Source organism: Vibrio sp. ER1A (genome assembly GCF_000733315.1).
GTDB lineage: Bacteria > Pseudomonadota > Gammaproteobacteria > Enterobacterales > Vibrionaceae > Vibrio > Vibrio mediterranei.
In genome coordinates, this window is the sequence record NZ_JPJA01000096.1 from 36890 (window position 1) to 56782 (window position 19893).

The following is a 19893-nucleotide window of genomic DNA, read 5'->3' on the forward strand; positions in this document are numbered from 1 at the left end:
AGCAGAAAGGTCAGCGAAAATCACCCTCAGTGTTCACTGGAAGGTTACTCTTTCCAACGAGTAATTTCTCGCTGTACTTGGCTAAGAGATTTTGGCCAAGGTCCAAGAGACTGGATTTCTTCCGGTAACGCTTCCGCTGCATCACGTGCCGTTTGAATACTTGGATACACATCGTAAGTCACGATGTACCACTTCTCATCTCCACGCAACGTTGGATAAACACGGACTGGTTTGTCAAACGTGTGTTGGTTCAAAAACAACTGAACGTCTTTTAGCTCAGTCATCGCTGCGATTTGCAACGTGTAGTTGTTTGCAGGTAGGGCATTGAGTTCTTCACGAGCGAAGGAAAACGTAATTGGAGTCTGCAGTTTCTGCGCACTATCCACGTCAACTACTTCCACTTTTGGTGTGACCACATTTTGAACCTCAGCCGCTTTTGCCACTGCGACAGCAGTATTGTCATCTAATAAGGCATCTACGACGTCCGAGGTAATTACTACGCGCTCACCAGATTCTGCTACACCGACACTCGCGGTTTCTGATGTTACCGAAGGCGGTAGCGAAGCGGTATCATCCGTGGGCTCTAACTGGGACGGCATTTCTTTGTTAGCCCCTTCTGCTTGTTCTTCAGTAGCGGCATCGACTGGCCCATCTAAGGTAGGAATCACCGTTTGCTCAATCGGTACTTCGCTAGGCTCTGTGCTCTGCGGCGTTGGCGATTTTAGTAGCCAGCTGTAACCTAAAAATAGCAGCAAAACGATAACTGCCACTGTTGCTGCAATCTTGGCAGGTGAACCAACCAATGAACGAATAATCACCTTCTTTTCCATTTTTTGCTCTCCTAACGCCAAAATTTCACCCGGAAGCGGTTTAATGCTAGTAAACGCGCTTTTGACTCTTTTTTCAACGCTTTCATCAATATAGCGCAGCACAAGAGTATCAAAAAAACGCTCAGCCTCCGCGTCGGTCAGTTCATCAACATCCAGCTCTACCGGTTTACTATCAAGGCCATGACTCAATCGCGCTAGTCGAGAACTGAGCGAATCGCTAGCACTGAATAATACGATACTGATGTTCTGTTTAGTGACATGCAAAGAGGCGGTATACAACAGCCATAGCTCGGCGAGTAAGGCTTGTGAGATGTACTGAGCATCATCGACAACAATCACAATATTGCTCGCCTCACCCTCCAGAATACGCTCAACGCTGTCATGCAGTGAGTCGGTAGCGCTGTACATTGAATGAGGAAAGAGTTGACGAAGAATATTACTGCGGTTCACTTCATCATCTTGATTCGCGAAACAGGTAATCAGTGATTGGTTTTTGCCATGTGCCCAGGCTTCGAGATAGCGGTGTGCAAGCCAAGTTTTCCCGGCGCCAGACTCACCTTTGATAACGACAAAACTCGACGCAAATTGAGTCAGTAGCTGCACACGCTCTAGTAGTTGGGTCTGCGAATCTAATTCCAATACTCGCAGCTCATACGACAAACTCATTCTGATCCTATTTACCTAGTCATTAAACCTAAAAAAGGCCCCATTACGGAGCCTCACATCTAACTTACCTTCAATAGCATCGACAATATCGAACTACTGTCGGCACAAGTCGATAGCTTGTTTGATGATGTCACTCGGAACGTCAGAAACCACCTGAGCAGTACCAACAGACGTTGGTAGCACAAGGCGTAACTTACCCGATAAGACTTTTTTATCACGCATCATATGCTTGATAAAGTCTTCAAAACTCATTGATTCCGGAGTGTGTACAGGCAATTTAGCGCGCTCTAGCAAAGTGATAATACGGGTCACTTGCTCTGCGGTTATATCACCAAGCAAATGCGCGGTATGGGCGGCCATAGCTGTACCGGAAGAGACTGCCTCTCCATGTAACCATTTACCATACCCTAGTTCTGCTTCAATCGCATGACCAAATGTATGACCTAGATTCAATAACGCGCGAATACCCGACTCTTTCTCATCTTGAGCCACAACCTCAGCTTTAATCTGACAGCAGCGGGCAATAGCATAAGTCAGGGCTTGTTGATCCAATGCATAAAGCTTATCGAGGTTTTGCTCTAGCCATTCAAAAAAGGCTTCATCATAGATGATGCCATACTTGATCACCTCAGCAACACCCGCGGCGAATTCACGCGCTGGTAAGGTCTTAAGACAGTTGGTATCAATGATGACAGATTGAGGCTGATAGAAAGCACCAATCATATTTTTGCCAAGCTCGTGGTTAACGGCCGTTTTGCCGCCCACAGATGAGTCGACTTGGGATAATAGCGTGGTTGGGATTTGAACAAAATCCACGCCACGTTGATAGCAAGCGGCAGAAAAACCGACAAGATCGCCAATCACACCACCACCAAGGGCAACAACTACTACATCACGACCATAGTTACCTGACAGTAAATGAGTCATGACTGTATTGAAAGTGTCTAGTGTCTTGTATTGCTCACCATCAGGCAGTTCGAGTAATGAGGTTTTGCAACCTTTGTTATCAAGCTGCTTCAGAATAGCATCAGCGTAGAGGGGGGAAACGGTGGTGTTAGTGATAACAACCACTGATTTTCCATCTGGAATTTGGGCAAATTGAGCCGAGTCATTAAATAACCCGGCACCAATTGAAATTGGGTAGCTACGCTCACCAAGTTCGACCGTAATCCGTTCCATGGGTTGCTCTCCTATTGAAGAAAGAAAGTTAGACTTGACCTTCTTCTAGCATTTTTACGATCTGGTTGGCTACCACTTTTGCACTTTGATCATCAGTACGAACCACATAGTCCGCCACATCTTTGTAAAGATCATTGCGCTCGTCCGCTAAAGACTCAAGTACTTCGCGCGGGTTGTCCGTTTGAAGCAGCGGGCGTTTTTTGTCGCGATTTGTGCGAGCAAGCTGTTTTTCGATGGTTGTTTCAAGATAGACAACAATACCACGCGCAGAAAGGCGATTACGGTTGTCTTTACTTTTAACTGAACCACCACCTGTAGCAAGTACAATACCTTGCTGTTCGGTTAGATCGTTAATAACGGTTTCTTCGCGTTTGCGGAAACCTTCTTCACCTTCAACGTCAAACACCCATGCGATGTCTGCGCCTGTACGCTCTTCAATTACTGTATCAGAGTCAACAAACTCCATGTGTAGTTGTTGAGCTAGGTGTCTACCGATTGTACTTTTGCCGGCACCCATAGGGCCAACAAGAAAAATATTACGTTTCTCAGCCATGTTTAGCATTAATTTACAACGTTAATTCAATGACATCGCCACAAGAAAAGACCGAAAAGGAGCCTCGGAAAAAGGGCTTGTGGCACCAATTCCTCACAGATAAGTCGTGATAAGACCCGAAATTATCAAGGTAAGGTGCCTTGAATGCAACTTTATTTTTAGTCCTTTTGAATTATTTGATACTTTACAGATAGTTACTGAGTAATAATCTTAGGAGTTACGAAGATCAGTAACTCATTCTTACCGATGTTTTCATAGGTTCGTCTAAATAATGCCCCCAACCCCGGAATATCACCAAGAAGTGGCACTTTATCTACCTTGCTGGTCATGGCATGTTGAAAAATACCACCTAACACCACAGTTTCACCATCGTTAACCAGAACTTGAGTTCCTATCCTTTGAGTATCAATCGCCACTGTTTCACCCTCTAAAGTTTTCAACACTTCTCCAACCCTGTCTTGAGTCACATCTAAGTCGAGAATAAGGCGATTGTCGGGTGTGATCTGCGGAGTCACCGTCAAGGAAAGCACCGCTTTTTTGAACTCAACTGCTGTCGCTCCACTCGATGTCGATTTCAAATAAGGAATCTCTGTTCCCTGCTCTATATAAGCAGACTTTTTATTGGTTGTGATAAGACGTGGACTGGATATGATTTCGGCTTTCGATTCACTTTGTAATGCAGACAACTCTAGATCAAGTAACGTATTTGAGCCGAGGCTTGCTACTTGAAATGCGATACTGGCGGCATTGTCAGACAGCGCCCCCAAGTTAACATTAAGGAAGTCATCAATGTCCACTTCTCCCCCACCGATGCCAGACGAAGCAAGGTTGCCTTCTATCGTACTGCCGATCGTGGTGTCACCATTTATCGATGTATAACCCCACCGTATCCCCAACTCTTCAATATTACCCTCTTTGATAGTGACCACTCGCGCTTCAATTTGTACCTGTTTCACGGGTATATCGAGTGAGGCAATAATCTCTTTAATCACGCGAAGATTTTCAGGCAGTTCTCGCACCAATAAGGCGTTGGTGCGCTCATCGATAGCAACTGAACCTCGTTCAGATAACATACTGACATCACTATCTCCACCAATCATGGCCGCTACATCCGCCGCTTTAGCATAGTTAATATTAATGATTTCCGATTTTAGTTGACCGATTTGCTCGGCCAAGCGATTCTTTTCTAACGCCTGCTTCTCTTGTAAATCTAACTCTGCTTTAGGGGCCACCATAATGATGTTGCCCTTGACCCGTTTATCTAACCCTTTTACTCGCAGGATAATGTCTAGGACTTCCGTCCATGGCACGCCATCTAAACGCAAGGTTAAGTTGCCTTGGACACTATCGGATGCCACTAAATTAAAGTGGTTATAGTCAGCCAGAAGCTGTAATACACTGCGCACAGGAATGTCTTGGAAATTGATTGAAGTGAGCTTGCCACTATGACTACCAAACAATTTTTGTTCATCACTTTGTTGCTGAGACAGAGGTAAAATTGTCACTTTCAGTTGTTTACCATGCATCGTATATTGATATTGAACTGCCATAGCGGTCTCAACAAAGATCCGAACATCGGGACTATCATCAAATAGTTCTATCTGATTCACTGCGGTAGAAAAATCCGTGACATCCAAAATCGCCAGCTTGTCTGACGCTATCTGGGTTTGCTTTACCACTATCTTTATTCCTTGCGACTCGGCGCTAATATCTACAACACTACCAACATGAGAAAGCTCAACAACGACTACTGCACGCTTCTGTTTATCCAGTTCAAATGAGACATCAACAAGTTGATTAGTTTGGGGCGTGGCGATCAAATCAGTACTGATGATTAACGCCCACAAATAGACAGTCCCCCTCCAAGTGGACAACATTTTTCTCGTCACTGTTTGTATCTCCATTACTTCAGTGCCAATGTAATTTGCCTTTGACGCCAACACCCTAATCCATCGGGAAGCGTCTCATGAATAATTAGCTTATCTGCTGTTATCTGTTTAATTAGGCCGCTGTTTTCACCTATGTATTGTCCCGCGCTCACTGTCACTATTCGATTTATAGGTAAAGCCACTAGTCCTCTGCGCTGCTCCCCTTTCCCCATCACTCCTTTCAATTGCATGTCATCAAGCGAGTAACGCTCTAAAGGCACTTTGCTACGGATCTTAGGCTGCCAGCAAGATAAGTTGGCCACAGATTGAGAGTGATTCTGAATCATTGCAGGCAAGTCAAAAGGCGAGCTCCGATTTATGGGCGTAAACTTAATAACCTCGATAGTAGGGAAAAAAGGCGTATCGGCTTGTGTTGTTTTCGCCTCTCGCAACACCTGAGTAACGAACTCATTCAATGGGTCCTGTTTTGCTCGACAACCCATTAACACTGCAATGCTGATAAGCATTAAACTAATTCTTACCAGCATCGCCTTTCTCCCCAAAATCCTCATGCAATTGATAGGTTGCAGCTTGAACTCGGAAATGTAATACACTGCTTTCCTGACTCACTCGCTGCCACTCAGCATCTTCGATAAGCACCATTCGAGATAACTGTGCAATGGCCTGACTAAAGTGACCAATGTCATTGTAATTTCCGGTGAGTTCTATATTTATTGGCAGCTTATAGAGAAAGTGCTCCGAAGCGCGCTTGCCCCAGTCAATTCGAGTGAAAGTGAGTTGGTTGTGCAGTCCTTCTTGGTTGACACCGGCAAGTAGTGTCGCGAGTTCTTGTTGAACCGGTAATAAATGAAGTAACCGTTGATAGCGACTTCTCACCAGCTCAAGTTGCTGCTTTTTATTAGGCAGGTTCGCCGTTTGCGCAACTACTGTTTTTAGCTCTAGTTTTAACCGTTGTTCCAACTGCACAGCTCGTTCTAACTCATCAGAATAAGACTTTGCTGAAAACCAAAACCATGCATAACTCGATGACATGAAAACCAATAGGCCGATAACAAGCTGGTAGTTAAATGGCCAATCTTTTATGTCATCCAGTTCAAAGTCCAACACTTGTCGTTACCCCACTTCTTTTGACTGAAATATCTTTAGTGCTGGCGGCAACAAAGTACTCAGAGATACTTGAAACGAGAGTTCAAATGCTTGGTAGCTTTTATCAAACCGCTGATGCCCATGAACAATAGAGTGAATTTCGACATAACTAACAGTGGGTTCCTGTTCAAATCGTTCCAACATTTCGGCCAGCAGCGCTGTATTTTCACTGATACCAAACAATTTAAAACGCTTTCCTCGCATACGAATCTTATCGATGTACACACCTTGAGGAATCAGGGCTGGAATCAGATTCATTACTGCTGTTGTTTTGCCTCGTTCCGCTTGCAGTGTTTGCACCAACTCTAGACGCTGCAGAAGATTTTCGTATTGAGTGGCTACATCCGATAGCTGATTCATCCGCAGCCTTTGCTCAGTGATAGCCTTTTGAAGATAGACAACACGCTGATTCTGAATCGCCACCTCCGACTCGAAATGGTGCAGCGCTAATGTACAAATAAAGTAGCCACCTAATACAGCAGTGATGTTCAATATTACAAAGCGTTGTCGGTGATGACGACGCTGCTGCTCACGCCAAGGCAGTAAATTAATCACTGACATTTAGTGCTCCTGAGTCCAGTGAATCGCGTTAAGCGCGATGCCCAACGCAGTAGCATAAGCACAGCCTAATTTATATTGGTTATCACTCAGCGAGGTGAGATAGTCACTGATGTACTCAACGCTCATATTGGTGCGGGTGGTAATCAAGTCCACCACATCGCTGTCTTGAACATGACCACCGGTAAGGAACAGCCCTCCAACTTGATGTCCTTCAAGCATGGAACGGAATAATTGTAATTGCGCACTCACTTTATGCAGCACGGTCCCAAACTGCGTTGAAATAGCGGAGTTATAAGGCGCTTGAATAGCGAGATGAGCGTCTTGATCGCACGTTATGATCCAAGCTTTGTGCAGCTCTAAAGGCAGTTGAAGCGGCGGCAGTAATGACACATTTTTCTGTCCTACATCTAGTAACACCCAATTACTGAACTGTGGGTAGGTCGTCAACACTAACTTCTGAACACTGCGCAACGCATGAATATTAGTGCTAATCAGTTGTGGTTTAAAACCAAGTGCTTTGACTACTTGAATCCGATTATCAATGATATTGTGACGCGCTACATGAACTTGATAGGCTGCTGTCTCTTGATTGGGATGTGGCTCGTTTTGGAGTGGCACAGCGACATAGTCAATCGCTAAAGCCTCTGAATCATACGGCGTTTGATAGCTCATTGCTTGGTGAACGGCGTACTCAAGTTCATCATTAACAAGTCTAGCGTCCAAGTTAATCACTTTACTCACCACGGTACTTTCTGGAATCGCTATGGCTGCCTGTTTACGGAAAATGGGCACGATCTTTCGGAGAATTTTAAGTTTCTTAACAGTTTCTTGATGTTTGAGCGTATAGGGATCAGCGAAAATGGCGGCGCAACCATTAAGCTCTAGTTGGTTTACAATTTTGATGTCAGAACCTTCATACGTCAGCACGACTGCTTTCGTACTGTGATGACCGATATCGATACCTGTAATCCATTTTCTTGCCATTTAAATAACCTCAACGAATGCATTAACAACGTGAAAAGGTTGAGATCGACGCTCAAATAAGCGTTAATTAACCCTAATAGGTAAATTTTTGGTCTAGAGTACAAGTAATTGCCTACCCATAACCTTAATTAATCAGGGAATCTCCGGTGAAGTTCATAAAGAGACTGTTGGTTTTTGCATTGATTTGCATGCTGCTTGGAGTCGGTACCATCTTCGGGTTTTACTACTACGTAAAACCTGAGTTACCCGACGTTGCAACGTTAAAAGATGTACAGCTACAAACTCCAATGCAGGTGTTTAGCCAAGATGGGAAGTTGATCGCACAGTTTGGCGAAAAGCGTCGTATTCCAATATCTTACGATGAGATCCCTCAAGAGCTTATCGATGCGCTGATTGCGACGGAAGACAGTCGCTACTACGACCACTATGGTTTTGACCCAATTGGTATTACACGTGCTGCAGTAGCCGTCATTGCTTCTGGTAGCGCGTCTCAAGGTGCGAGTACCATTACCCAACAGTTAGCTCGTAACTTCTTCTTATCTAACGAGAAGAAGGTCATGCGTAAAATTAAAGAAATCTTTATTGCGGTACACATTGAGCAATTGCTAAGCAAGCAAGAGATCATGGAGTTGTACGTCAATAAAATCTTCCTAGGTTATCGCTCATACGGCTTTGGTGCAGCAGCACAAGCTTATTTTGGACGCGACCTTAAAGATCTAACGCTAAGTGAAATTGCCGTGCTGGCTGGTTTGCCTAAAGCGCCATCAACAATGAACCCGATCTATTCGGTCGAGCGTGCAACGCAGCGCCGCAACGTGGTGCTCTCTCGTATGTTGTCAGAGAAGTACATCACTCAAGCGCAATTTGATGAAGCTCGTGCCGAACCTATTATTTCTCAATATCATGGTGCAGAGATCGAACTCAGCGCACCTTATGTAGCAGAAATCGCTCGCGCTTGGATGGTAAGTCGCTATGGTGAAGCCGCTTATGAATCTGGTATGCGCATCACCACAACCGTTGACTCTAAGCTGCAAAAAGCGGCTCATATTGCTGCCATCAAAAACTTACTTAGCTACGATGAACGTCACGGCTATCGCGGTGCTGAAAAAGTACTTTGGAAACCAGACCAAACAGCAATGAGCCAAGAAGAGATCGCCAAACATCTTCGCAGCCAGCCAACATATGGCGAGCTACGCCCAGCCGTTGTTGAGAAGGTCGAAGGTAAAACAGCTACGGTATACGTTAAGAGCTACGGCGAGCAAACCATTGATTGGGACAACATGAAATGGGCACGTAAGTTTAGAACCGATGACCGTCAAGGCGATGCACCTAAAACAGCGTCAGATATCGTAGCGGTTGGTCAGCAAATTTGGGTACGCGCTGCCGATTTAGACGGTACACCAGATGTGGCTCCTGAAGATAAAGAAGTACAAACCGAGGAAGGCGAGATACCAGAACCCGTAGCGATTACGTGGCGTTTAAGCCAGGTTCCGAATGCAAATACTGCTTTCGTCGCTATCAACCCTGAAAATGGTGCTGTGCTTTCTCTAGTTGGTGGTTTTAACTTTGTTCACAGCAAGTTTAACCGCGCTACTCAGTCAGTAAGACAAGTAGGTTCTAGTATCAAACCATTTATCTATGCCGCTGCATTGGATAAAGGGATGACACTGGCAAGCCTAGTCAATGATGCCCCAATCAACAAATGGGACAAGAGTGCAGGTACCGCATGGCGCCCGAAAAACTCACCACCGACCTATACTGGCCCTACTCGTCTAAGAATTGGTCTAGCACAATCTAAGAACGTCATGGCTGTACGAGTGCTACGTGAAGTTGGTTTAGATGAAACTCGTGATTACCTGACTCGTTTTGGCTTTGATAAATCGAAGCTACCACGTTCAGAAACGATTGCTTTAGGTGCAGGTAGTTTGACACCTGTCCAGATGGCACAGGGTTTCTCAGTATTTGCCAATGGTGGTTACTATGTAGAGCCTTATTACATCAGTAAGGTTGAGGACCCATTTGGTAAGGTCGAGTTCGAAGCGAATCCAAAAGTAGTGTGCCACCAAGACTGTCCACAAATGCAAGCACCTGAAATGAACAGTGCAAGCGATGATGACAGTGCAGCACCAAGCATTGAAGAAGCGACAAATGCGACAGAGCTTACACCAGTCGACATTGCTCAGTTCAATGAGGAGGACATGAACTCGGACGAACCACGCTATGCGCCAAAAGTTCTATCGGAACAAACTGCGTTCTTAACTCGAGAAATGCTCTACAGCAACGTCTGGGGTGGCGGTAACTGGCGAGAAGGCACTGGCTGGAACGGCACTGGTTGGCGAGCTCAGAAGCTCAAGCGTCGTGATATCGGCGGTAAAACCGGTACGACTAATGACTCGAAAGATGCATGGTACAACGGTTATGGTCCAGGCATTGTTGCCACTGCGTGGGTTGGCTTTGATGACCACCAGCGCAAGCTAGGTCGTACCACAGCAAACCCGAACCTAGGTAAAGACCAAATTACTGGCGCAGAAGCTGGTGCTAAGACTGCGCAACCAGCTTGGGTTGACTTTATGCATGTTGCTTTAGAAGGTCACCCTCAACAAGCGAAGCAAATCCCGAATGACATTACTCGTGTTCGTATTGATCGTGATTCAGGAATGCTAACCAATAAGACCGATGGTTCTACCATGTTTGAATACTTCAAAATTGGTACCGAACCAAAAGAGTATGTCCAAGACAGCCTTACTGACACCTTATATTCAAGCGATGAATCGGGTGGCGATAGTCTGTTCTAAGTTTGAACGATAAATAAGAAAAAAGGGGCGTTTACGCCCCTTTATGATATCTGAGAGTTGCTATTTTGAGCAGTCTCAAAGCTAGCCTGATCGTTAGCTTAAATACTCGGTAATCGCCTTAGCCAACTTTTCAAACCTTGCGCGAAGCGGCGAGCCTGGTCGATAAGCAAGGACAATACTTCGAGAAGGCGTTGGATTAATGGCAGTCACATAACAAACACCATCTTTCACTTTTTCAGTCGGTAAGGAGAGCTCTGGCAATAAAGTAATACCTGCGCCAGCTGCCACCATATTTCGTAGCGTCTCAAGACTCGTCGCCTTAAAACGCTCGTCATCCCGAGCGCCAGCAGCAAAACAGAAACCTAATGCCTGGTCGCGTAAACAGTGTCCATCGCCTAATGAGAGTACGGTCTGGCCATTCAACTCTGCCATTTCGATCTGGTCCTTGTTAGCCCATTCATGATCACAAGGTACAGCCACACTCATTGGCTCGTTATATACTTCAATTTCTTTAAAAGGTGCCGTTTCGGGTACCGAAGCCAGAACTAAACAGTCCAATTTACCTTCTTCCAACTGTCTTACTAGCTGATGAGTTTGCGCTTCATGCAAATAAAGCTCTAGCTCCGGAAACGCATCTTTCAGTTTAGGGATGATTTTAGGAAGTAAATAAGGTCCAACGGTGGGAATGAAACCAATGTGCATAGGTCCAGTCATTTCACCACTCTGCCCTGCCGCCATCTCACGAAAGGTTTTTACTTCTTTTAACACACGCTTAGCCTGCTCCACCAACTGCAAACCCGCATCGGTGAACAACACTCTTCGACTGCTGCGTTCGAGCAGTGAGGTGCCAATTTCATCTTCGAGTTTACGAATTTGACCACTTAAGGTCGGCTGACTGACAAAACATGCCTCAGCAGCCTTACGAAAATGCTTGTGTTCCGCTAGAGCGACGAGGTACTCAAAATCGCGAATGTTCATTGCTGACTCCGATAGAATATAGCTATCGATACCATAACAATAAACGATTAGAACTATCAATCCATTTTTTTGATAATGGTCTCAACGAAGCACAGCAGTAAGCGCTAAGCTCACAGAGATTTTCAAGTTAATCGAATTTAAGATTCCATAAGGACAAGATTATGTTTGCATCTAAAGAAGGCCAAGCCGTTCCTCAAGTGACATTTCCAACTCGTCAAGGTGACGCATGGGTTAATGTAACCACTGATGAACTTTTTAAAGGTAAAACGGTTATCGTATTCAGCTTGCCGGGTGCTTTCACACCAACCTGTTCTTCTAGCCACTTGCCACGTTACAATGAACTGTTCCCAGTCTTCAAAGAACATGGCGTAGATGAAATTCTTTGTGTGTCTGTAAATGATACATTTGTAATGAACGCTTGGAAGAACGACCAAGAAGCTGAGAACATCACCTTCATCCCAGATGGCAATGGTGACTTCACTGAAGGCATGGGTATGCTGGTTGAGAAAAACGATCTTGGCTTTGGTAAGCGCTCATGGCGCTACAGCATGTTGGTGAAAGATGGCATCGTAGAAAAAATGTTTATCGAACCAAACGAGCCGGGTGACCCGTTCAAAGTCTCTGACGCAGATACTATGTTGGGCTACATTGCACCTGATTACCGAACTCAAGAATCAATCACAGTATTCAGTAAACCTGGTTGTCCGTTCTGTATGAAAGCAAAACAGAACCTGATTGACCACGGCTTGCAGTATGAAGAGGTCATTCTGGGTAAGGATGCAACAACGGTAACACTGCGCGCTATCTCTGGTCGTACTACAGTTCCGCAAGTCTTTATCGGCGGTAAACACATTGGTGGTAGCGAAGAGCTAGAAGCTTATCTAGGCTAAAGCTTCTTACACTCAAATAGACACTAAAAAAGCGAGTCCCATATGGGCTCGCTTTTTGGTTTCATCTTAGGGTAGCTTTTGGCTTACTTTGTCTCAATTTCAGCAGCAATAACAGAAATCTCTACCAACAGCGCTTCACGCGCCATATCACCAGTCACACACGCACGAGCTGGAGCAAAACCAGCGGGAACCCAAGCATCCCATACTGCGTTCATTGCTTGGAAATCTTGCATGTCTTTTAGGTAGATAGTTGCCGACAGCATGTGCTCTTTGTCACTACCGGCTTCCAAAAGCAACGCTTCAACCTTATCGAGCATGGTTTGTGTCTGCTCTGTAATATCTTTCGTCGCGTCTGCACAAACCTGACCACATAGGTAAATAGTACCGTTGTGCTTAACAATGCGGCTCATGCGCTCTTTCGTATGGATGCGTTCAATCATTCTTATCTTCTTAGTCTCAGAGGACGGCTTATAGTGAAACAGGAAAGCGTATTCTAACGGATTCGATAGAAGTTCAACACGACTACACTGTGACATGCTTGGCGATAACAGAATTCAATCAAAGATTTGCCGAACGGCAGAAAGAAAAAAGCCCCGTAGTCAACCTTGACTCGGGGCCTTCTTAGATTCTTCTAAGAAAAAGCAGTGGTACTTTAATAGACCGCGCCTTTTCTTAATTGTTCCCAGAAAAATGATCTTTTTTAAAATTTTTTCGATCTTTTTCTTACTCAGTTATTTTTCAATGAGTTAGGCAACATTCATCTTAGTAATTATTTGCTCTACTAAGTTAACTTCCAACGCTACCTCATCACAAGCATGCTGTCTTGGACACTGATCACAGTCTTTCAGAACTTTCTCAGGCAATAGCGTCTTCGACGTTGGAATGAAGTCATGCTTCATAAAGAACTCTGGCGTACGGGTCAGTACAAAGACCTTCTTAATCGCCATCTTACGCGCTTTCTCAACCAGGTGTTGCACAATAGCAGTACCTTGCCCTTGACCTTGCCAACCTGCTTCGACACCTAGTGAGCGAATTTCAGCCAGTCCTGAGTCATACACATACAAGGATGCACAACCTGTTACTTCCCCATGATGCTCTGCTACCGCAAATGAACCAATGTCACGCACTAGTTCATTACGACTGCGCGGTAAGTTCTCTCCAAGGTTAGCCCAATAAGCCACCATGCTTTCCAACGCATCGATATCAGTGAGTCTTGCAGAACGGACTTTCACTGCCGAGTTATCACGAGCACTTAGACGCTTCTCGGCCTGGTCAACTGCATAAGCCACTTGCTGAGGCGCAACACCACCTAGGGCACTACGTTTCTCAAGACAGCTTTCAATAGTAAGAATGTCATACACATCTTGTTCAATGACTGGAGAGAACTCTTGCAGCTCAACAATAGATAATTCTTCTAGAGCACAGCCCTTAGCAATTGCACTCACCACCGCAACGCCAACAATATGGTGCGCCTCACGGAACGGAATACCTTTAGCAACCAGGTAATCAGCAAGCTCGGTCGAGTTTGCGTAACCTTGCTTCGCCGCTTCAAGAGTACGTTCACCATTTACCTTGATACCATCAAAACACAGTGCTGCCATTTCCATGCAGTCGTTCCAGGTATCTAGTGCATCGAATAGACCTTCTTTGTCTTCCTGCATATCTTTGTTGTAAGCAAGTGGCAACGCCTTTACTGTCATCATCATGCCAGCCAATGAACCATAGACACGGCCCGTTTTACCACGAATTAACTCAAGCGCATCCGGGTTCTTTTTCTGTGGCATTAGAGAAGAGCCAGACGTCACTGTATCTGCGAGCTCAATGAAATTAGATTCACCAGAGTTGTAGAAGATCATGTCTTCAGCGAGACGAGATAGATGCAACATCGAGATAGATGCGATAGACATCAGCTCCATAACATGGTCACGGTCTGATACGGAATCCAGACTATTACGTGTTGCTCTTCTGAAACCAAGGTTATGAGCTAGCTGCTCACGATCCATCGGATAAGCCGTCCCAGCAAGTGCTCCTGAGCCTAATGGGCATGTATCCAGACGCTTGATAGCATCTTCCAAACGCGAATAATCACGCTCAAACATCTCTACGTAAGCCAAACACCAATGGGCAAATGTCACCGGTTGAGCACGCTGCAAGTGAGTGTAGCCAGGAAGCACAGTATCTTGATGGACTCTCGCCACCTCAACCATTTGCGATTGCAGTCTATCTAAACCGAGTAATAGCTGTTGACCTTGCTGACGACACCATAACTTTAGATCGGTCGCTACTTGGTCATTACGAGAACGTCCAGTATGCAGTTTTTTGCCGAGGTCGCCGACTTTGCTAATAAGCTGTTGTTCAACCCAGCTATGAATATCTTCCGCATCAGAGCGTAAGATTTGCTTAGGGTTTTCCATGACCTCAAGCTTAAGTTCGTTTAATGCCAACTCAAGCTTTTGCTGTTCTTCCTCAGTTAATACATCCACCGATACCAGCGCTTTTGACCAAGCAATTGAGCCAACAATGTCTTGCTCAGCAAGTCGGTAATCAAAGCGCAATGAATCATTAAAGTCTTTGAATCTCGTATCTGCTGCTTGGGTAAATCTTCCGCCCCATAATGCCATCGTGTCTCTCCTAACTGCTCAATCTTCACTGCTTTGTTCGGCTTGAATCTGATGCAACTCAGTTTCTTTATTGTTAGGGTTCAACTTACGGCAAATTGAATTAAAAATAAAGTAAAAATTCATTTATTTCACATAAATATTCAAAATAAATCAATTTAGTGACTGACGTTGCGGCAAAAAACAAGAAACCCATTTGATATCAAATGGGTTTCGTTATTTCAATCAGTATAGCGAAGCATGCGATCTCATGCAGGGTGATATGAGATTACTTTCTCTTCACTTCGTTAAGAGCACGGATACGGCTTGAAAGTGAGTACAGGCGGATAAAGCCTTCTGCATGACTTTGGTCATACACTTCATCTTCACCAAACGTAGCAAACTCTTCGCAGTACAGGCTGTTTACACTGCGTTTTTGCGTCACAATCGCTTGACCTTTGTATAGTTTGATAACAACTTCGCCGTTAACGTCTTGAGCAAGCTCTTCTGACGCCGCGAGAATTGACTTACATAGCGGTGTAAACCAACGACCATCATAAACAAGGTGCGACGCTTTAATGCCTAGCTCTTCACGAAACTCAAACGACGTTTTATCCAAAACAAGTTGCTCAACCGCACGCAGCGCTTCCATCATAATAGTGCCCCCCGGAGTTTCATAACAACCACGAGACTTCATACCAACCAAACGGTTTTCAACGATATCAATACGACCAACACCGTGCTTCGCACCTTTCTCATTTAGGTACACTAGCGCATTGTATGGCGTCATTTGCTCGCCATCGACAGCAACGACTTCACCTTGTTTCACTTCTAAAGTCACATACTCCGCCTCGTTTGGCGCTTGCTCTGGGTCAACAGTCCATACCCAGCAATCTTCATTTGGCGCATTCCAAGTATCTTCTAGAACACCACCTTCTGTAGAGATATGCCATGCGTTCGCATCACGTGAGTAAATCTTGGTCAGAGAAGCAGTACACGGAATATTACGCTCTGCTAGATAGTCTAAGCACTCCTCACGGCTAACGAGATCCCATTCACGCCAAGGTGCTATCACTTTTAGGTCAGGGGCAAGCGCTGCAAATGCACCTTCAAAACGAACTTGGTCATTACCCTTACCTGTACAGCCATGACACAGTGCGTCCGCGCCTACTTTACGTGCCACTTCAACCTGAGCCTTCGCAATGATAGGACGTGCCATTGACGTGCCTAGTAGATATTTGCCTTCGTAATACGCACCCGTTTTTAACGTAGGGAAGATATAATCTGCGACCATTTCTTCTTTAAGGTCAGCGATGTAACACTCTGATGCACCCGATGCTTTGGCTTTTTCTTCAATGCCGATAAGCTCTTCTTCGCCCTGACCAACATCCGCCACAAATGCTACAACTTCACAGTCATAGTTTTCTTTTAGCCATGGAATGATCACAGACGTATCCAGACCGCCGGAATAGGCTACAACAACTTTTTTTACAGATGGTTTGCTCATGTTTCTCTCCTTGTCCGAGCCTGATTTTGGCGGTCAGTGCCTCGGGTTACTCAACTATTCAGATAACTGTTTTAACAAAAATTAATTGGGTACGAACTGGGTGCCGATGCTTTTACCAGCAAACAATTCGACTAACTTATTCGGATAGCGCCACGTGGCGACTTCAATTGGACGGCCAAGATCGTTCGCCGCTTCCAGAGCAGCTTGAACTTTAACGATCATGCCGTCGGTAATCACTTTGCCTTCAATCAAGGCATCCGCCTCTTGCTGAGTTAAGCTCGGCAACAAATGACCTTTGCCATCTAATACTCCACTCACGTCAGAGAGCAGGACTAATTCCGCATCTAATGCACCCGCTACAGCAACAGCCGCTTGGTCCGCATTAATATTCATTAGCTGACCTTGGTTATCAAGACCGATGGAACTAATGATAGGCAGAGCGCCGGTTTTGAGGACAGCTTGTAATACCGCAGGGTTACCTGGTTTCGCACTACCAACAGCACCTAGTTCAGGATCTAACTCGCTCACTTCACACAAGCCGCCATCAGCAAGGCTCAAACCTACCGCATTAATACCCGCTTTGATGGCATCACCTTGAAGCAACTTGTTGGCCGTACCAGCCAGTGCGCCAGTAATTAATGGAATTTGGTCGTAAGGAGTAACACGTAGCCCTTGCTTTTTTACTGTTGGAAGATTCAATTGCTTCATTAAATCATCCACCAGGTAGCCACCACCATGAACAATCACAATCTCTCGTTGTGCTTGTTTCTGATAGTCGGAGATTGCTGCAAACAGTTGCCCCAGTGTCTGTGAACAAGACAGCGCAGCACCACCTAATTTGATAACTAATGGTGTATTTTGATTACTCATTCCGCGTTCCTCGCTCTAGATAAGTGCCGTTAACTGGGCAAACTGGTTTTTAATGTTTAGGCACTGCATTGCTTGGCTCGATGCCCCTTTTAGCAAGTTATCAATGGCTGAAACAACGATGATATGTTGACCCTGTAGCTTCCAACCTAAGTCGCAGAAAGGGGTGTTCTCAACATCTTGAATTCTTGGAATCACATTACCTTTAACGCGTACACCAGGCTGTCCTTGATACGCTGACGCGAATGCAGCTTCCACTTGTTCCTCAGTCACACCCTCATTGAGCTTCATGGTAATCGTTGCAAGGATGCCACGTTTAAAGTTGCCTAAATGAGGCGTAAAGATCACATCACAACCTAAGTGTGTGGCAATCTCTGGCTGATGTCTGTGATTGAACAACCCGTATGGTTGCAGGCTCACTTCACAAAAACTATTGGTCATGGTCGCTTTGCGGCCCGCACCTGTCACTCCACTAGTGGCGTTAATCACTGGCCACATTTGAGTATCGATAATGCCAGCTTCCAGCAAAGGCTTAATCGCCAGTTGCGAAGCGGTTGGATAACATCCCGGAACAGCAACTAATTGAGCCTGCTCGATATCTTGTGCATTCCATTCAGCTAAGCCATACGCCGCCTTGTCCAACCAGCTTTCATTTTGATGCTCAAAGCCGTAGAACGTGGTATAAAAATCGTCGGCTTTAACCCTATAAGCACCTGATAAGTCAAACACTTGGCAACCTTGTTCTAAAAATTCTGGTGCCAAGTCATGACTGACTTCATGCGCTGTGGCAAGAAAAACAATATCGCATTCACTTGCCGCCTTTTTGACGTCGTTTAATGGTTGAACCGACATATCGACTAAGCCTGCAAGTTTGCCATGCAGTTGTGAAATCGGCTTACCTGCATCCACACTATTGGCGGACACGTATAAACCTGATAGCGTGAGTTCAGGGTGTTTTGTGACCATAAGAGCGAGCTCCGCTCCTGTGTATCCTGTTGCGCCAATAATGGTGGTTTTCAGCATTTCTCTACATCCGTTAATGAGTCTGTTGAACTAGGCTTGTTATATCGGTTTATGAATATGGCAATTAATGACTATAAATATAAAAAAAAGCTCTTTAATTGATTTTTTATTCATTAATTTTGATTTAATATGTGTTTTACCGTCTTAAGATTAATCTGTCAACAGTAGAAGCGAAGATAATATGCAATTACCCAGTTTTTTAGAGGTCTACAAAGGCCTAATTAGCACTCCTTCGATCAGCTCCACCGATCCGAGTTGGGACCATGGCAATGCAAAAGTCATCGAAAAGCTGGCGACTTGGATGAAGGATCTTGGCTTTGACGTTGAAGTTATCGAGGTAGAGCCAAACAAATTCAATATGATTGCGAAGAAGGGCCAAGGTGAAGGTGGCTTACTCTTAGCTGGCCATAGCGATACCGTACCTTTTGATGAAGGCCGTTGGAGCTTTAACCCTCATGAACTAACCGAAGCTAACGATCGTTTCTATGGTCTAGGAACGGCAGATATGAAGGGCTTCTTCGCCTTCATTTACGAGGCAGTGAAGAAAATTGATTGGAGCAAACAGACCAAACCTCTTTATGTCTTGGCCACGTGCGATGAAGAAACCACAATGCTTGGCGCACGACACTTTACGGATAATGCACCTTTCAAACCTGATTATTGCATTATTGGCGAACCAACCAGCTTGGTGCCTATCCGCGGTCATAAGGGGCACGTGGCTAACGCCATTCGTGTAACAGGAAAGTCCGGTCACTCGTCAGATCCTGCGCTTGGCGTTAATGCGATTGAGATTATGCACGAAGTGTTGTTTGCCATGATGAAGCTGCGTGATCGCTTAATCAAAGAATACCATCACCCTGGATTTGCAATACCTAGCCCAACCTTGAACCTTGGACATATTCACGGTGGTGACAGTGCCAATCGCATTTGTGGCTGCTGTGAGCTGCATTATGACGTCAGACCGCTACCGGGAATTAGCTTAGATGGACTGGATAATTTGTTACGAGATGCATTAAAAGAAGTCGAAGCTAAATGGCCAGGCAGGTTATCCATCACTGCGTTGCATGAACCTATTCCCGGATACGAGTGCGATCACCATCATCCGTTTGTTGGTGGCATGGAGGCACTATGCGAAATTCCGTCAGAAACGGTTAACTACTGTACTGAAGCACCGTTCTTACAGCAATTGTGCCCTACTTTGGTGCTTGGACCAGGCTCTATTGACCAAGCACACCAACCTGATGAGTTCTTGAGTTTCGATTTTATCGATCCAACCATCAATATTTTGGCTAAATCTATACGCCAATATTGTTTCGAGTAACTTACAAGCTGTAATAAAATTTCAACAATTCAATGAATAAAGTTCACTAAGTGTGCGGATTTCGTGCCAACACGATAAACGCAAACTTGGTTTACTTTATTTGACTC

17 protein-coding genes are annotated in these 19893 nt (G+C 45.1%); 3 read left to right on the forward strand and 14 right to left on the reverse strand.

The features are described from left to right. Positions 1–44: 44 nt before the first annotated feature. The 8 genes from HW45_RS26290 to pilM all read right to left on the reverse strand — a co-directional run bounded on the left by HW45_RS26290 (position 45) and on the right by pilM (position 7808). A complete protein-coding gene (locus HW45_RS26290) occupies positions 45–1496 on the reverse strand; it encodes an SPOR domain-containing protein (protein WP_038230953.1) in 1452 nt (483 codons plus the stop codon). Positions 1497–1589: 93 nt separating this feature from the next. Then, entirely contained in the window at positions 1590–2675 is a 1086-nt protein-coding gene (gene aroB / locus HW45_RS26295; RefSeq protein ID WP_006074829.1) for a 3-dehydroquinate synthase, read from the reverse strand. 28 nt (positions 2676–2703) lie between these two features. Next, positions 2704–3228, reverse strand: coding sequence for a shikimate kinase AroK (gene aroK, locus HW45_RS26300; protein WP_038231065.1), 525 nt, complete (start codon positions 3226–3228; stop codon positions 2704–2706). 194 nt (positions 3229–3422) lie between these two features. Next, complete coding sequence (locus HW45_RS26305) at positions 3423–5132, reverse strand: type IV pilus secretin PilQ (protein ID WP_038230954.1); 1710 nt, start codon at positions 5130–5132, stop codon at positions 3423–3425. Next, complete coding sequence (locus HW45_RS26310) at positions 5132–5644, reverse strand: pilus assembly protein PilP (RefSeq protein WP_038230956.1); 513 nt, start codon at positions 5642–5644, stop codon at positions 5132–5134. Before HW45_RS26310 ends, HW45_RS26305 begins: the two co-directional genes overlap by 1 nt. Beyond that, positions 5628–6224, reverse strand: a complete 597-nt coding sequence (locus HW45_RS26315; protein WP_038230958.1) for a type 4a pilus biogenesis protein PilO — start codon at positions 6222–6224, stop codon at positions 5628–5630. Before HW45_RS26315 ends, HW45_RS26310 begins: the two co-directional genes overlap by 17 nt. Positions 6225–6230: 6 nt before the next feature. Next, positions 6231–6824, reverse strand: a complete 594-nt coding sequence (locus HW45_RS26320) for a PilN domain-containing protein (RefSeq protein ID WP_051868412.1) — start codon at positions 6822–6824, stop codon at positions 6231–6233. Beyond that, positions 6825–7808, reverse strand: coding sequence for a pilus assembly protein PilM (gene pilM / locus HW45_RS26325; RefSeq protein ID WP_038230959.1), 984 nt, complete (start codon positions 7806–7808; stop codon positions 6825–6827). 146 nt (positions 7809–7954) lie between these two features. On the opposite strand from pilM, the gene HW45_RS26330 reads away from it, so the two are divergent. Further along, entirely contained in the window at positions 7955–10603 is a 2649-nt protein-coding gene (locus HW45_RS26330; protein WP_038230961.1) for a penicillin-binding protein 1A, read from the forward strand. 93 nt (positions 10604–10696) lie between these two features. Here the strand turns inward: HW45_RS26330 and oxyR are convergent, their stop codons facing one another. Beyond that, on the reverse strand, positions 10697–11581 hold the full coding sequence (gene oxyR / locus HW45_RS26335) for a DNA-binding transcriptional regulator OxyR (protein ID WP_006071140.1): 885 nt from the start codon (positions 11579–11581) through the stop codon (positions 10697–10699). 161 nt (positions 11582–11742) lie between these two features. On the opposite strand from oxyR, the gene HW45_RS26340 reads away from it, so the two are divergent. Beyond that, positions 11743–12471: a redoxin family protein gene (locus tag HW45_RS26340; RefSeq protein ID WP_006071142.1), complete on the forward strand. Its 729-nt coding sequence runs from the start codon at positions 11743–11745 to the stop codon at positions 12469–12471. A gap of 83 nt (positions 12472–12554) precedes the next feature. Here the strand turns inward: HW45_RS26340 and HW45_RS26345 are convergent, their stop codons facing one another. From HW45_RS26345 to argC, 5 genes are all read right to left on the reverse strand, one after another. Then, a complete protein-coding gene (locus HW45_RS26345; protein WP_006071144.1) occupies positions 12555–12911 on the reverse strand; it encodes a RidA family protein in 357 nt (118 codons plus the stop codon). Positions 12912–13217: 306 nt separating this feature from the next. Beyond that, the gene (argH, locus tag HW45_RS26350) at positions 13218–15092 is read right to left on the reverse strand and encodes an argininosuccinate lyase (RefSeq protein ID WP_038230963.1); all 1875 of its coding nucleotides are present in this window, start codon (positions 15090–15092) and stop codon (positions 13218–13220) included. Positions 15093–15357: 265 nt separating this feature from the next. Then, positions 15358–16575, reverse strand: a complete 1218-nt coding sequence (locus tag HW45_RS26355) for an argininosuccinate synthase (RefSeq protein ID WP_006071150.1) — start codon at positions 16573–16575, stop codon at positions 15358–15360. 81 nt (positions 16576–16656) lie between these two features. Beyond that, on the reverse strand, positions 16657–17445 hold the full coding sequence (argB, locus tag HW45_RS26360) for an acetylglutamate kinase (RefSeq protein ID WP_038230965.1): 789 nt from the start codon (positions 17443–17445) through the stop codon (positions 16657–16659). Between the two features lie 15 nt (positions 17446–17460). Beyond that, positions 17461–18465 (reverse strand): N-acetyl-gamma-glutamyl-phosphate reductase, encoded by a 1005-nt coding sequence (gene argC / locus HW45_RS26365; protein WP_038230967.1) that lies wholly within the window; start codon positions 18463–18465, stop codon positions 17461–17463. 181 nt (positions 18466–18646) lie between these two features. Between argC and argE the strand changes: the two genes are divergently transcribed. Next, positions 18647–19786 carry an acetylornithine deacetylase gene (gene argE, locus HW45_RS26370; protein WP_038230971.1) on the forward strand — a complete coding sequence of 380 codons (1140 nt, stop codon included), beginning with the start codon at positions 18647–18649 and terminating at the stop codon, positions 19784–19786. The last annotated feature ends 107 nt before the right edge of the window (positions 19787–19893 follow it).

What these genes read in the sequence shown, in the direction of transcription:
- HW45_RS26290 (WP_038230953.1), bottom strand. Translation starts at nt 1,496, where the DNA reads ATGAGTTTGTCGTATGAGCTGCGAGTATTGGAATTAGATTCGCAGACC.
- aroB (WP_006074829.1), bottom strand. Translation starts at nt 2,675, where the DNA reads ATGGAACGGATTACGGTCGAACTTGGTGAGCGTAGCTACCCAATTTCA.
- aroK (WP_038231065.1), bottom strand. Translation starts at nt 3,228, where the DNA reads ATGGCTGAGAAACGTAATATTTTTCTTGTTGGCCCTATGGGTGCCGGC.
- HW45_RS26305 (WP_038230954.1), bottom strand. Translation starts at nt 5,132, where the DNA reads ATGGAGATACAAACAGTGACGAGAAAAATGTTGTCCACTTGGAGGGGG.
- HW45_RS26310 (WP_038230956.1), bottom strand. Translation starts at nt 5,644, where the DNA reads ATGCTGGTAAGAATTAGTTTAATGCTTATCAGCATTGCAGTGTTAATG.
- HW45_RS26320 (WP_051868412.1), bottom strand. Translation starts at nt 6,824, where the DNA reads ATGTCAGTGATTAATTTACTGCCTTGGCGTGAGCAGCAGCGTCGTCAT.
- pilM (WP_038230959.1), bottom strand. Translation starts at nt 7,808, where the DNA reads ATGGCAAGAAAATGGATTACAGGTATCGATATCGGTCATCACAGTACG.
- oxyR (WP_006071140.1), bottom strand. Translation starts at nt 11,581, where the DNA reads ATGAACATTCGCGATTTTGAGTACCTCGTCGCTCTAGCGGAACACAAG.
- HW45_RS26340 (WP_006071142.1), top strand. Translation starts at nt 11,743, where the DNA reads ATGTTTGCATCTAAAGAAGGCCAAGCCGTTCCTCAAGTGACATTTCCA.
- HW45_RS26345 (WP_006071144.1), bottom strand. Translation starts at nt 12,911, where the DNA reads ATGATTGAACGCATCCATACGAAAGAGCGCATGAGCCGCATTGTTAAG.
- argH (WP_038230963.1), bottom strand. Translation starts at nt 15,092, where the DNA reads ATGGCATTATGGGGCGGAAGATTTACCCAAGCAGCAGATACGAGATTC.
- HW45_RS26355 (WP_006071150.1), bottom strand. Translation starts at nt 16,575, where the DNA reads ATGAGCAAACCATCTGTAAAAAAAGTTGTTGTAGCCTATTCCGGCGGT.
- argB (WP_038230965.1), bottom strand. Translation starts at nt 17,445, where the DNA reads ATGAGTAATCAAAATACACCATTAGTTATCAAATTAGGTGGTGCTGCG.
- argC (WP_038230967.1), bottom strand. Translation starts at nt 18,465, where the DNA reads ATGCTGAAAACCACCATTATTGGCGCAACAGGATACACAGGAGCGGAG.
- argE (WP_038230971.1), top strand. Translation starts at nt 18,647, where the DNA reads ATGCAATTACCCAGTTTTTTAGAGGTCTACAAAGGCCTAATTAGCACT.